A 711-nucleotide genomic window follows, 5' to 3' on the forward strand; every position below is an offset into this window, starting at 1 on the left:
ACTAAACCCCATTGATCCGATACGTTCCATATCAGTTGCAGAAATGAAATTCACTTTTTTCTCAACCTCTTCTTTTTTATTACACGCGCTGTATATAATAAAAGCGAGCAAAAATGAAAAAGTTATTTTTCTCATATTTTTATTTTTAGATGAAAAATAAAAAAACTAATAAAGAGTTGTTAGTGCCAACACATCATCAGCTGTAAAAGGTCTGTTTAATCCGTTACTGATACAACCGCTCATCCATCCGCCACCGGTCAATGGTGTTCCGGGAATGTGTATTGGTAAAGTAGTTTTTCCATCTGTAGAATAATCATTGATACAAGGCGGAGGAGAATAATGATCCGTATGATAAAATCCGATACAATGCCCGATTGCATGAGTTATAATAGAAATAACCGTATTAGTAGCCCACGTATCCAGGAAAGACCTGTTCAGTGCAATACTATTATAAGGATTACCTCCCGCGGGAAAGCCTGACATAGAGAGAAAGGATACACCGGTAACTCCGGTAATAACAATATCCCCTCCGGTAGTTACTCTGGTAAAAGTTAAACTTAGCCCTAAGGCATTATAGCGCGCAATAGCAGCATTGGTAGCAGTAATATAAGAGACAGGCAACGATGAATTCACTCTTATCGAAATTACTCTGGGCAAGCCGGTGACCAGATTCACGTGCCTGTAATGTTCTTCATTACTATTTAATGATTG

The 711-nt window shown here is 38.1% G+C and carries 1 protein-coding gene; it reads right to left on the bottom strand.

Translation table 11 applies throughout. From position 1 onward, the window contains the following. Positions 1 to 165 precede the first annotated feature (165 nt). On the bottom strand, positions 166 to 711 hold a 546-nt coding region (locus D9O48_RS18690; RefSeq protein WP_126974519.1), incomplete at its 5' end, for a M57 family metalloprotease.

The sequence above is a fragment of the Gynurincola endophyticus genome, from assembly GCF_003991195.1.
GTDB classification, from domain to species: domain Bacteria; phylum Bacteroidota; class Bacteroidia; order Chitinophagales; family Chitinophagaceae; genus Gynurincola; species Gynurincola endophyticus.